11 protein-coding genes are annotated in these 12,275 nt (G+C 65.0%); 5 read left to right on the top strand and 6 right to left on the bottom strand.

The window, feature by feature from the left end:
- Positions 1-9: 9 nt before the first annotated feature.
- A complete protein-coding gene (locus EDE08_RS09035; RefSeq protein WP_061881509.1) occupies positions 10-255 on the bottom strand; it encodes a pentapeptide MXKDX repeat protein in 246 nt (81 codons plus the stop codon).
- A gap of 315 nt (positions 256-570) precedes the next feature.
- On the opposite strand from EDE08_RS09035, the gene EDE08_RS39490 reads away from it, so the two are divergent.
- Positions 571-1,356, top strand: a complete 786-nt coding sequence (locus EDE08_RS39490) for a TRAP transporter large permease subunit (protein ID WP_131868572.1) — start codon at positions 571-573, stop codon at positions 1,354-1,356.
- A 161-nt stretch (positions 1,357-1,517) separates the two neighbouring features.
- On the opposite strand, the gene EDE08_RS09025 is transcribed toward EDE08_RS39490, so the two are convergent.
- Positions 1,518-2,201 (bottom strand): GntR family transcriptional regulator, encoded by a 684-nt coding sequence (locus tag EDE08_RS09025; protein WP_131868571.1) that lies wholly within the window; start codon positions 2,199-2,201, stop codon positions 1,518-1,520.
- 231 nt (positions 2,202-2,432) lie between these two features.
- Here EDE08_RS09025 and EDE08_RS09020 point away from each other — a divergent pair, with 231 nt between their 5' ends.
- The 4 genes from EDE08_RS09020 to EDE08_RS09005 all read left to right on the top strand — a co-directional run bounded on the left by EDE08_RS09020 (position 2,433) and on the right by EDE08_RS09005 (position 6,315).
- Positions 2,433-3,041 carry a TRAP transporter small permease gene (locus tag EDE08_RS09020; protein WP_165935855.1) on the top strand — a complete coding sequence of 203 codons (609 nt, stop codon included), beginning with the start codon at positions 2,433-2,435 and terminating at the stop codon, positions 3,039-3,041.
- Entirely contained in the window at positions 3,041-4,306 is a 1,266-nt protein-coding gene (locus EDE08_RS09015; protein WP_061881504.1) for a TRAP transporter large permease, read from the top strand. The genes EDE08_RS09020 and EDE08_RS09015 overlap by 1 nt, the downstream gene beginning before the upstream one ends.
- A 22-nt stretch (positions 4,307-4,328) precedes the next feature.
- Positions 4,329-5,312 (top strand): TRAP transporter substrate-binding protein, encoded by a 984-nt coding sequence (locus EDE08_RS09010; RefSeq protein WP_131868569.1) that lies wholly within the window; start codon positions 4,329-4,331, stop codon positions 5,310-5,312.
- 76 nt (positions 5,313-5,388) lie between these two features.
- Positions 5,389-6,315 (top strand): dihydrodipicolinate synthase family protein, encoded by a 927-nt coding sequence (locus EDE08_RS09005; protein ID WP_131868568.1) that lies wholly within the window; start codon positions 5,389-5,391, stop codon positions 6,313-6,315.
- A gap of 155 nt (positions 6,316-6,470) precedes the next feature.
- Here the strand turns inward: EDE08_RS09005 and EDE08_RS09000 are convergent, their stop codons facing one another.
- From EDE08_RS09000 to EDE08_RS08985, 4 genes are read right to left on the bottom strand one after another with little or no spacing between them, the layout of a single operon-like run.
- Positions 6,471-7,382, bottom strand: a complete 912-nt coding sequence (locus tag EDE08_RS09000) for a hydroxymethylglutaryl-CoA lyase (protein WP_131868567.1) — start codon at positions 7,380-7,382, stop codon at positions 6,471-6,473.
- Between the two features lies 1 nt (position 7,383).
- Positions 7,384-9,387 carry an acetyl/propionyl/methylcrotonyl-CoA carboxylase subunit alpha gene (locus EDE08_RS08995; RefSeq protein ID WP_165935829.1) on the bottom strand — a complete coding sequence of 668 codons (2,004 nt, stop codon included), beginning with the start codon at positions 9,385-9,387 and terminating at the stop codon, positions 7,384-7,386.
- Positions 9,388-9,391: 4 nt separating this feature from the next.
- Positions 9,392-10,996, bottom strand: a complete 1,605-nt coding sequence (locus EDE08_RS08990; protein ID WP_131868565.1) for a carboxyl transferase domain-containing protein — start codon at positions 10,994-10,996, stop codon at positions 9,392-9,394.
- Positions 10,997-11,019: 23 nt separating this feature from the next.
- Entirely contained in the window at positions 11,020-12,192 is a 1,173-nt protein-coding gene (locus tag EDE08_RS08985) for an isovaleryl-CoA dehydrogenase (protein ID WP_165935830.1), read from the bottom strand.
- Between the last annotated feature and the right edge of the window lie 83 nt (positions 12,193-12,275).

Genomic DNA, 12,275 nt, shown 5'->3' with positions numbered 1-12,275 from the left:
CGACGAAGATCAATTCTTCTTCATCATCCCGTCGTCTTTCTTCATGCCGTCCTTCGACATGTGGTCCTTCTTCATGCCGTCGTCCTTGGACATGGTGTCCTTCTTCATCATGCCGTCCTTGGACATCGTGTCTTTCTTCATCATGCCGTCATCCTTGCCCATCTTGTCCTGAGCAAAGGCGGCCGGGGCCAACGCGAGGCCGAGCGAGAGAGCGGCAGCCGAGAGGCCGAGCACGATGCGGGTGCGAATGGTCATGGTTTAACTTCCCTTCGAGATGGAGTTTGTCAGCGACGGAGGCCGCTATCCAATCCCGACGGATCGCCAGCCGGCGTTGTTACGCCGCCGCCCACAAATTTTGGTGAGCCCTCCCCTATTTCTCGTTCGGCGTACTTCCGGGCTCGCAACCAGGAAGTGTGCAGCGCAGCACGGCCAGCACTTGCCCGGACGTTCGGTCTCGAACTATCAGATGAGAGAATATCGGGTGGAAGACCGGCTAGGATGGGCCTCCCTGCCGGTCTGAAGGACTAGACCGAAATCACACCAACAAGAATCGTCCAAGGAAATCACGCCATGCTCACGCGCCGCCATCTGCTCGCGACCGCCGTCGCTGCGCCCGCCATCCTCCGCTTCGGCACCGGTACGGCGCACGCCGCGACCACGCTGAAGATCTCGCACCAGTTCCCGGGCGGCACCATCGACAAGGGCGATTTCCGCGACCGGCTCTGCCGCATGTTCGCCGCCGAGGTCAGCAAGCGCAGCAATGGCGACATCGCCGCCGAGATCTATCCGAACTCCTCGCTGATCAAGACCAACGCGCAGTTCTCCGCGATGCGCAAGGGCGCGCTCGACATCAGCCTCTATCCGATGCCCTATGCCGGCGGCGAGGTGCCGGAAACCAATATCGGCATGTCACTGCTCTATTCCTACGTGATGAGCTATCTGCACATCTCGCAATCGGTCGCCGAGTCCATCGTCGCGATGCACCTGCCGCGCTGGGAGCTGCTGTTCGCGATCCTCGTCATGGTGGTCGTGCTCGGCTTCTTCCTGCCGCCGGTGTCGATCATTCTCATGACCGCGCCGATCATCCTGCCGCCGCTCCGCGCCGCCAATTTCGACATCATCTGGTTCGGCGTGGTCATGACCATCGTGATGGAGATGGGGCTGATCCATCCGCCCGTCGGACTCAACATCTTCGTCATTCGCAACGTCGCGCCGGACATTCCCCTGCGCGAGGTGATCTGGGGCACCCTGCCCTTCGTGCTCTTGATGATGCTCGCGGTGCTGCTGCTGTGCTTGGTGCCGGGGATATCGACCTGGCTGCCGGATCTCGTGATGGGGCCGGACGGGAGCAGGTGACGCAATCGCAACTGCTGTAGGGTGGGTTAGCTGTGCGGATGCGCGAAACGCAATCTACACGGCGTAACCCACCTCTTCTGCTTCCGCGGAGACGAACAGTGGTGGGTTACGCCGAGCAAATGCGCTCCGCGCATCTGCTCGACTAACCCACCCTACGATTTCTACGATCTCTCCTTCCGCCGCCCCTTCGGCGCGTTCGCCAGCACCTGCAACAAATCCTTGCGCACGGCCTCGATGTGTCGCTCCAGGAAGCGGCAGGCTTCCTCGACCTTCTCCGCGCGACAGAGCGCGATCAGCTGGGCGTGCTCCTTCTCGGCAATGCCCATCGCCTTGGTGTTGGAGAGCTGTAGCCGCGTGTAGCGGTCGCTGGTCTGCAGCAGTGACAGCACGATCGCGCGCGTGCGGGGCTGCGGCGCGTGCACGTAGAGCGCCATGTGGAAGTCGGCGTTGAGCTGGCCCCATTCACTGACGTTCCTCGCCTTGATCGCCTTCTCGAAGCTCCGGTGGATGTCGTCGAGCCCGTCGAAATCGTCTGGCGTGAAGCGCGGCGCCGACTGCGCCAGCAGGCGCGGCTCCAGGATGCAGCGCAGGTCGAAGACGTCGTTGATCTCGTCCAGTGACAGCTCGGAGACGATGGCGCCCTTCTGCGGCACGATCCGCACCAGGCCTTCGGCCTCGAGCTGGAACAACGCCTCTCGCACCGGGATGCGGCTGACGCCGTAAGCATCCCCGAGCGCGTCTTGGCGCAGCTGCGATCCGGCCGGATAGGTGCCGTCGAGGATCGCCTGCCGGAGCTGATCGACGATCGCAGCCGACAGGGTGCGATGCTTCAGAGGCTGTTTCATCTGACCTTCTGTTGTCCTTCCCGACTCGTTCGGTCGACGCGGTCCCTGTCTTGCATGTCGAGGTGCCCGGCAAAAGCCAGGCGCTCCAAAAGCAAAGTGCCCAGTAAAGCCGCGCCCTGCCGCAGAAATGACCGCAAACTTCGTTTGACTCCCAAAATGTATAAATTATACATTTGGCAATCGCACGACAATTCTTCGGGAGTTGAGGCCTCTTTCATGATCGAGCAGACCATGCCGGCCACGCGCGCGCTCAGCCTCCGACGTACGGTCGTCCGGATGTCGGGCGGCCTGCTCGCGGTCGAGCGCCTCGCGCTGATCGGTCTGATGTACCTGCTCACCGGACTGATCCTGGTGAACGTCGTCACCCGCTACTCGCATTTCCCGATCTATTGGATCGATGAATCCGCGGTCTATTGCGTGGTCTGGCTGACCTTCATCGGCGCCTCCGCGATGACGCGGCTGCGGCTCGACTTCGCGGTCACGATGCTGACGGAACGGCTGTCGCCGCGGCACCAGAAGATCGCCAAGGTGATCTCGACCGGCCTGGTCGTCGTGTTCGGGGTCGCCCTGATCGTCACATGTGTGCTCTGGATGGACCCGGTTGGCCTCGCCCGCGCCGGCTTCGACGGGCGCAAGCTCGCCGCCGAAACGTTCAACTTCCTCTACACCGAGCGCACCCAGACGCTGAACTGGCCGACCTGGGTGCTCTATCTGACGCTGCCGATCTTCGCGGTGTCGATGACCATTCACGGTCTCGCCAATCTGCTGGAAGATCTCGAGTTGGTCCCGCGCACGGCTCCAAAGGGTTTCCAGCTCTCCGAGCTGGACGGGGTCAACTGATGATCACGTCAGCGGCCTTCATGGCGTTCATGCTGGTCGGTGTGCCGATCGGCCTGTGCCTCTGCCTTGCCGGCCTCGTCTACATCGCGGCATCCGGCAATCCGGTGCTGTTCCAGTCCTATCCGCTCCAACTGTTCGGCGGCGTCGACAGCTACGGCCTGATCGCCATCCCGCTCTTCATTCTGATCGGCGAGATCATGAACGGCGGCGGCATCACGCGGCGCATCGTCGACATGGCGATGGCCTTCGTCGGCTCGCTCAAGGGCGGTCTCGCCTACGTCAACATCCTCGCCAACATGTTCATTTCCTCCATCCTGGGATCGGCGACGGCGCAGGTCGCGATCATGGCCCAGATCATGGTCCCCGAGATGGAGAAGAAAGGCTACGACAAGACCTTCGCAGCCGGACTGACCGCCTATGGCGGCATGCTCGGCCCGATCATCCCGCCGTCGGTGATGTTCGTGGTCTACAGCGTGCTGGCGCAGGTGTCGGTCAGCGACATGCTGATTGCCGGCATCGTACCCGGCGTCATTCTCACCGTGATGTTCTGCCTCGTCATCGCGCTGATGGGATACGTCTACAACTATCCGCGCGCGGACTACCAGACGCCGCGCCAGCGCGTGATGACGATCCTGCGGACCTCGCCGACGCTGCTGATCCCGATCGTCATCGTCGGCACCATCCTCGGCGGCCTCGCCAACGCCACGGAATCGGCGGCGGTCGGCGCGGTCGCTGCGGCATTGGTCGGAAAATACTGGACCAGGGAGTTCAAGTTCTCGCAGCTGCCGCAGATGATGCTGCGTAGCGCCATCTATTCGGCGATCGTGCTGTTCCTGGTCGCAGCCGCCGCCGTGTTCTCCTGGGTCCTGATCTTCGGCAAGGTGCCGCAGGAGACCGCCGCCTGGATCCAGACCGTCGCCAAGGACCCCGTCAGCTTCATGCTGATCTGCAACGTGATCCTGCTGGTGATCGGCACGGTGATCGACGGCATTCCCGGCCTGATCATGACCGTGCCGATCCTGCTGCCGGTGGCAACCGAAATCTATCACATCGACCCCCGGCAGTTCGGCGTCGTGGTGGTGATCAACCTGGTGCTCGGCCTGCTGTCGCCGCCGGTCGGGCTCTGCTTCTTCGTCGCGGCCGCCGTCACCGGCGCCAAGCCCGGCAAGATGTTCATGGTGACGCTGCCCTTCTTCGTCATCTCCTGCGTCCTCCTGGTGCTGCTCTCGCTCTATCCCTCGCTCTCGCTGATCCTCGTCAAATAGGCCATCCAATAGGAGCCCGACCATGTCGCTTTCACGCCGCCGCTTTCTCGCCGCCAGTGCCGCCGCCTCGGTGTTTGCCCCATCTCTGGCGCTTGCCCAGGCCAAGGAATTCCGCCTCGGCCTGATCACGCCCAACGGCCATTCCTGGAACAAGGCCGCGCTCAAATTCGGCGAGGATCTCAAGTCCGCCACCAACGGCCGCCTGACATTGACCGTGTTCCACTCCGGCCAGCTCGGCAACGAGACCGCGATGATGCAGCAATTGCAGTCCGGCGCGCTCGACATGGGCTTCATCCAGGCCGCCGAGCTCGGCTCGCGCGTGCCGCACATCGCCGCGATCAACGCGCCTTACATCGTGCGCTCGACGCCGGCGGTGGCGAAGCTCGTGCGCCATCCGGCGGCGGTGAAGCTGTTCGACGTGCTGCCGCAGGAGACCGGAACGATCGGGCTCGGCTGGGGCATCACCGGCATGCGCGCCGTGTTCTCGTCCAAGGATTTGCACTCGCTCGCCGACATCAAGGGCATGAAGCTGCGCATCAATCCGACGCCGGTCTATCGCGATTTCTATTCCTCGCTGGGCGCCGCCCCGACGCCGATCCCGACGCCCCAGGTGTTCGATGCCATGGCCAACGGCCAGGTCGACGGCCTCGAGGCCGACCTCGAATTCTCCTGGAACCAGCGTTTCGACAAGGTGTCCAAGGTCATCCTGCAGATGAACGCCGTCTTCATGCCGATGGCAGCGGTCGTCTCCGGGCGTGTCTGGCAGTCGCTTCCCGCGGCCGATCGCGAGCTGATCACCAAGACGATCAAGACAACGCTGGACGCGCAGATCGACGAGCTCGCCGGCAACGAGCCCACGCTGATCCAGAACTTCAAGAACGCGCCGATCCCGATCCGCCAGGTCGACGCCAAGGACACCGAGGCCGTGATCGCCGAGTTCGACAAGATCTGGTTGCCGAAAGCCCCCGTCCTCGCCGAGCTGCGCAAGGTCGGCGCGACGCTCTGATCCCCACCCATCGTCCTCACGTCAATGCCCGGCGGATCGAACGATCCGCCGGCACAATTCCAATCGGAGCCGAACAATGAGCCCACGCATCTCCTGGGAAGGCGTCTTCCCGGCCGTCACCACGCAGTTCAACGACGACCTCTCGCTCAACATCGACGCGACCGCCAAGGTCATGGACGGGCTGATCCGCGACGGCGTCTCTGGCCTGATCGTCTGCGGCTCGGTCGGCGAGAACACCTCGCTCGAGCGCAGGGAAAAGATCGCGATCATGGAAGCCGCCAAGTCGGTCGCGAACGGCCGCGTTCCGGTGCTGTGCGGCATCGCCGAATTCACCACGGCCTTTGCGGTCGAGACCGCCAAGGAAGCCGCGCGCATCGGCATCGACGGCGTGATGGTGATGCCGGCGCTGGTCTATTCCTCCAAGCCGCACGAGACCGCCGCGCATTTCCGCGCCGTCGCCAGCGCGACCGACCTGCCGGTGATGCTCTACAACAATCCGCCAATCTACAAGAACGACGTCACGCCGGACATCCTGGCCTCGCTCGCCGATGTCGAGACCGTCGTCTGCTTCAAGGATTCCTCCGGCGACACGCGGCGCTTCATCGACACCAGGAACATGGTCGGCGACCGCTTCGTGCTGTTCGCAGGGCTGGACGACGTCATCGTCGAGAGCGTTGCCATGGGCGCCGTCGGCTGGGTCTCCGGCATGTCGAACGCCTTCCCGCGCGAGGGCGAGACGCTGTTCCGCCTCGCCAAGGCGGGGCGCTTCGCCGAGGCGATGCCGCTCTACGAATGGTTCATGCCGCTGCTGCACCTCGATGCCCGCCCTGACCTCGTCCAGTGCATCAAGCTGTGCGAGCACATCATGGGCCGCGGCACCGCGCTGACCCGCCCGCCCCGCCTGGCGCTGCTGCCGCAGGAGAAGGCCGAGGTCGAGGCCATGATGGCCAAGGCGCTCAAGAACCGACCGCGCCTGCCGGATGTCGGCCTGAAGGCGGCCTGACCGCAGGTTTCGTAGGGTGGGTTAGACCTGCGGCTGCGCAAAGCGCAGTCGCTGGGCGTAACCCACCACTTTCGTCTCCGCGGATACCAAAGAGGTGGGTTACGCCGAGTGATCGCGCTTCGCGCGATCACAGGGCTGACCCACCCTACGAAGCTTTACGAGCTCGCCCGCTTCTTCTTCGCGTTCAGCGCGGACGCCACGCGGCTCACTGGCGGCTTGCCGAGCACGCCGCTCATCGCGTTGGTGGCCGCCAGCAGCTTGTCCATGTCGACGCCGGTCCTGATCCCCATGCCCTCGAGCATGTAGACGACGTCCTCGGTCGCGACGTTTCCGGTCGCGCCCGGCGCATAGGGGCAGCCGCCGAGGCCGCCGGCGGCGGCGTCGATGACACGGACCCCCTCTTCCATTCCAGCATAGAGATTGGCGAGGGCCTGGCCGTAGGTGTCGTGGAAATGCATCGCGAGCTTGGCTGCGGGAATGTTGGCCGCAACCGCACGCAGCATCTCCTTGGCCTTCTCAGGCGTTCCGACCCCGATGGTGTCGCCGAGCGAGATTTCGTAGCAGCCGAGCTCGAACAGCGTGCTGGCGAGATCGGCGACCGCCTTCGGCTTGATCTCGCCGTCGAAGGGGCAACCGAGCACGCAGGAAATATAGCCGCGCACTTTCACGCGATCGGCCCTGGCGCGCGCCAGCACCGGCTTGAAGCGCTCGATCGACTCCGCGATCGTGCAGTTGATGTTGGCGCGCGAAAACCCCTCCGAGGCGGCCGCAAACACCGAGACTACTTCGGCGCCCGCGGCACGCGCGGCGTCATAGCCCTTCTCGTTCGGCACCAGCACGTGGAATTCGGCGCCCTTGATGTGGCTGACGCCACGCAGCACGGCATCGGAGCTTGCCATCTGCGGGATCGCCCTGGGCGAGACGAAGGCGCCGACTTCGACCGTATGGAGGCCGGCCGCGACCAGCGCTTCGACGAAGGCAATGCGGGCCTCGACGCCGACGGGCGTTTTCTCGTTCTGGAGACCGTCGCGCGGCCCCATCTCGATGATGCGGACGGGATCGCTCATGTCACTCTCCGGAAGGCTCGACCACGGCGAGCTCGACGCCCTCCTGGACGATGTCGCCGACCTTGCACTTGATCGACTTCAGCACGCCGGCAAAGGGCGCACGCAGCGTCTGCTCCATCTTCATCACTTCCAGGGTCAGGATCGGCGCGCCCCTCTCGAGATTCTCCCCCTCCACGGCGAGCACGGCAACCACCGTGCCCGGCAAGGGCGCTGCAATCTTGTCCTCGCCGACATGCTCCTCGCTCTCGCCGCCGAACGGATCAACCCAGTGCAGGTCGAAGCGGCCGTTGCGCGTGCGCAGGTAAAGCTCGTGGCCGTCGATCACGGCCGCGACCTGCGATTTGACGCCGTCGAGCGTGAGATCGAAGCCGCCGTCCTTCGCCGTGATCGTGAACGCCAGCTCGCGCTCGCCGATCACCAGGGTGGACAGCCCGCTGCCGTAGTTCAGAGCGATCTTCTGCTCCGGTCCGTGGCTGACGCGGAAGGCAAAGCTGCGCTGGCGGCGGCCGACCGGCTGCCAGCCGAAGGTCTGCCAGGGCGAACTCGCCTGCGCACGTGCGGCCTGTCGCTCGTCATCGAGGATCGCAGCCACCGCGGCGCAAAGCTCAAGCTCGCCGGGCGCCGGCGGGGCCTGCGTCAGCACCGCCAGCTCGCGCTCGATGAAGCCGGTGTCGATCGCATTCGTGCGCACCTTGGGATGCGTCATCAGCGCCGACAGGAACGGGATGTTCGTCACGATGCCGCGGACGTCGGACTCTTCCAGTCCCCGATTGAGCCGCTCGATCGCGACGTCCCGCGTCGGCGCCCACGCGATTACCTTGGCCAGCATGGCGTCGTAGTACGGCGAGACCGCATCACCTTCGCGATAGCCGGCGTCGATGCGCAAGCCTCCCGCTTCCGCCGGCAACCGCCAGGTCGAGATCCTGCCGACCGACGGCATGAAGTTCTTGGTGGGATTCTCCGCATAGACGCGCGCCTCGACGGCATGGCCGTTGAGCCGGATCTCGTCCTGCTTGAGCGGCAGCGCCTCGCCGAAGGCGACGCGCAGCTGCCACTCGACGAGATCGATCCCGGTGATCAGCTCGGTCACGGGATGCTCGACCTGGAGGCGCGTGTTCATCTCGATGAAGAACACGTCCTTGCCGTCGGAGACGAACTCGATCGTACCGGCGCCGACATAGTTCACCGCTCCGGCCGCCTTTCGCGCGGCGGCACAGACCGTCTCGCGCTGCGCGGCGTTGAGCGTCGGCGACGGCGCCTCCTCGATCACCTTCTGGTGCCGGCGCTGCAAGGTGCATTCGCGCTCGAACAGCGAGAGCAGGTTGCCGTGGCTGTCGCCGATGATCTGCACCTCGATATGCCGGGGATTGTCGACATATTTCTCGATCAGCATGCGGTCGTCGCCGAACGCGGCCTTGGCCTCGCGCTTGGCGCTGACGATCGCGGGCCCAAGCTCGTCCGCCGAGCGCACGATGCGCATGCCGCGGCCGCCGCCGCCGGCGGAAGCCTTCACCAGGATGGGGAAACCGATCCTGTCCGCCGCCTTCGCAAGCGTCGCCTCGTCCTGGGCCTCGCCGTGATAGCCAGGCACCAGCGGCACGCCGGCCTTTTCCATCAGCGCCTTCGAGCCGGACTTCGAGCCCATCGCAGTCATCATCCCGGCGGTCGGGCCGACGAAGACGAGCCCCGCATCAAGGCAGGCCTGCGCGAACTCGGCGTTCTCCGACAGGAAGCCGTAGCCGGGATGCACAGCCTCCGCCCCGGTCTTCCGTGCGGCCTCGATCAGCCGCTCGACATTGAGATAACTGTCGCGGGCCCGGGCAGGCCCGAGCAGCACGGCTTCATCCGCGAGCGCGACATGCATCGCATCGCGGTCGGCCTCGGAATAGACCGCGACCGTGCGCAGGCCCATGGCGCGGGCGGTGCGGATGACGCGGCAGGCGATCTCGCCCCGGTTGGCGATCAGGAGCGTGCGAAAACGCCGGTAGAGCCTGGAACGGTCCATCGCATCACATCCTGAACAGGCCGAATTTCGTCGGTTCGATCGGCGCATTCGATGCCGCCGAGAGGCCAAGGCCGAGCACGAGGCGGGTGTCGGCCGGGTCAATCACGCCGTCGTCCCAGAGGCGCGCGGTCGCGTAATACGGGTGCCCCTGGCTCTCATATTGCGCGCGGATCGGCTCGCGGAATTTGTCTTCCTCTTCCTTCGACCAGTTGTCGCCCTTGGCTTCGATGTTGTCGCGACGGACCTGGCTCAGCACCATCGAGGCCTGCTCGCCGCCCATTACCGAGATGCGCGCGTTCGGCCACATCCAGAGGAAGCGCGGCGAGTAGGCGCGGCCGCACATGCCGTAATTGCCGGCGCCGTAGGAGCCGCCGATCACGACCGTGAATTTCGGCACGGAGGCGGTCGCAACCGCCGTCACGAGCTTGGCGCCGTCGCGCGCGATGCCGCCGGCCTCGTATTTCTTGCCGACCATGAATCCCGTGATGTTCTGCAGGAACACCAGGGGAATGCCGCGCTGGCAGCACAGCTCGATGAAATGCGCGCCCTTCAGCGAGCTCTCGCTGAACAGGATGCCGTTGTTGGCGATGATGCCGACCGGATAGCCCCAGATATGGGCGAAGCCGCACACCAGCGTCGTGCCGTAGAGTTTCTTGAACTCGTCGAATTCGGAGCCATCCACCACGCGCGCGATGATGTCGCGCACGTCGAACGGCTTGCGGCCGTCGACGGGCACCACGCCGTAGATCTCCTCCGCCGCGAACAGCGGCTCGTGCGGCGGATGCATGTTCAGATTCGGCCGTGCCGACGGCTTCAGCGTGCCGACGATGCGCCGCGCGATGCCGATCGCATGGGCATCGTTCTGGGCATAGTGATCGGTCACGCCGGACTGGCGCGAGTGCACGTCGGCGCCGCCGAGCTCCTCCGCGCTCACCACCTCGCCGGTCGCGGCCTTCACCAGCGGCGGGCCACCAAGGAAGATGGTGCCCTGATTGCGCACGATGATGCTTTCGTCCGACATCGCCGGCACATAGGCGCCGCCGGCGGTGCAGGAACCCATCACGATCGCAATCTGCGGGATTCCTTGTGAGGACATCTGCGCCTGGTTGTAGAAGATGCGCCCGAAATGCCGCTCGTCCGGGAATATCTCGTCCTGCAACGGCAGGAAGGCGCCGCCGGAATCGACCATGTAGACGCAGGGAAGATTGTTCTGCCGCGCGATATCCTGCGCACGCAGATGCTTCTTCACCGTCATCGGGTAATAGGTGCCGCCCTTGATGGTGGCGTCGTTGGCGACGATCACGCATTCGCGCCCCGAAATACGCCCGACCCCCGTGACGACGCTCGCCGAATGCACGTCGCCGCCATAGAGGCCATAGGCCGCGAGCGGCGACAGCTCCAGGAACGAGGTGCCGGGATCGACCAGCAGATCGACGCGCTGGCGCGCCAGCATCTTGCCGCGCGCGGTGTGGCGGTTGCGCGAGACCTCGCCGCCGCCGCCGGCGACCTGGCTGAGTTTTTCGCGCAGGTCAGCGACGAGCGCGCGCATGGCCTCGGAGTTGCGCGCGAAGTCGGATGAAGACGGATCGATGCTGGAATGGAGCGGCATGGTGATTCCAATGAGGTGAACGTTTAAGCCGTCTCAGCCATGAGCTCGCGGCCGATCAGCATGCGGCGAACCTCCGAGGTGCCGGCGCCGATCTCGTACAGCTTGGCGTCGCGCCAGAGGCGTCCGACCGGGAATTCGCTGGTATAGCCGACCCCGCCGAGCGCCTGGATCGCCTCGCCTGCCATCCACGTCGCCTTCTCCGCGGAATAGAGGATCGCAGCCGCCGCATCCTTGCGCAAGCTGCGCGCGTGGTCGGCGCGGTCGCAGGCGCGGCCCACGGCGTAGACATAGGCGCGCGTGGCCTGCCAGGTCGAATACATGTCGGCGAGCTTGCCCTGCATCAGCTGGAAATCGCCGATCGGCTGGCCGAACTGCTTGCGCTCGTGCATGTAGGGCACCACGGCGTCCATGCAGGCCGCCATGATCCCGAGCGGGCCGCCCGAGAGTACCGCGCGCTCATAGTCCAGGCCGGACATCAGCACCTTGACGCCCTCGCCGACCTTGCCGAGCACGTTTTCCTCCGGCACTTCGCACTCGTCGAAGAACAGCGGATAGGTGTTGGAGCCGCGCATGCCGAGCTTGTCGAGATGCTGGCCGTGGGTGAAACCCTTGAAACCCTTCTCGACCAGGAAGGCGGTCATGCCGCGCGGGCCGGCCTCCGGATCGGTCTTGGCGTAGACCACCAGCACGTCGGCGTCGCCGCCATTGGTGATCCACATCTTGGAGCCGTTGAGCACATAGCGGTCGCCGCGCTTGTCGGCGCGCAGCTTCATCGAGACGACGTCGGACCCGGCCCCGGGCTCGGACATCGCGAGCGCGCCGACATAGTCGCCGGAGATCAGCTTGGGCAGATAGCGCTGCCGCTGGGCGTCGTTGCCGTTGCGGCGGATCTGGTTGACGCAGAGGTTGGAATGGGCGCCGTAGGACAGCCCGACCGCAGCCGAGCCGCGCGAGATCTCCTCCATGGCGACGATGTGGGCGAGATAGCCCATGTTGGAGCCGCCATACTGCTCCGGCGCGGTCATGCCGAGCAGGCCGAGATCGCCAAAGCGCTTCCACAGGTCTGCCGGGAACAGGTTGGCTTTCTCGATCTCGGCGGCGCGCGGGGTGATCTCCGCCTCCACGAAGGCGCGGAGCGTGTCGCGCAGCATGCCGATGTCTTCGCCCAGATCGAAGTCGATGCTCGGGATGTTCAAGGCGATTTCCTCCGTATTTTGGGGTCCGAACCTAGCGGGGTCCCGGCCCTCTTGCAGTCGAAAAGGTTGCATTTTCCGCCAAA

It is taken from the genome of Bradyrhizobium sp. R2.2-H (genome assembly GCF_004346455.1).
Classification (GTDB): domain Bacteria; phylum Pseudomonadota; class Alphaproteobacteria; order Rhizobiales; family Xanthobacteraceae; genus Bradyrhizobium; species Bradyrhizobium diversitatis.
The sequence above is the reverse complement of the archived record's forward strand: the minus strand, read 5'-3'. Positions and strand labels throughout refer to the sequence as shown.